Genomic DNA, 344 nt, shown 5'->3' with positions numbered 1-344 from the left:
GAGTTCAAGGAAGAATTCATCGACGACGTCCTGCGCGCCGACGGCGGCATGGTCGCCACGCGGACGAACCAGCAGGCCAAGGACGCGCTGGCGTTGACGGAGCGGGCGATGAACCTTGCGCGAGCCCAAGGCACCGAGGTCACCGTCACCGGCCACTCCCTCGGCGGCTGCCTCGCCCAGATCGCCGCGGCCAAATACGGGCTGCACGGCGAGACCTTCAACGCCTACGGCGCGGCGAGCCTCGACCAGCGCATCCCCGAAGGCGGCCGCGATGTGGTCAACCACGTCATGGCGGCCGACTTCGTCAGCTCCGCCAGCCATCACTACGGCGAGGTCAAGGTCTA

General features: G+C 68.0%; 1 protein-coding gene. It reads left to right on the top strand.

Going from position 1 to position 344, the window contains the following annotated elements:
- The coding region (locus tag A7A76_RS19970) for a lipase family protein (RefSeq protein ID WP_428995201.1) at positions 1 to 344 on the top strand (344 nt) is incomplete at both ends.

Origin of the sequence: Lysobacter enzymogenes (genome assembly GCF_017168095.1) — a bacterium.
In the GTDB taxonomy this organism is placed as follows: Bacteria; Pseudomonadota; Gammaproteobacteria; order Xanthomonadales; family Xanthomonadaceae; genus Lysobacter; species Lysobacter enzymogenes_D.
Note: the sequence above shows the minus strand (reverse complement) of the source record. Positions and strands in the feature narration are given on the sequence as shown.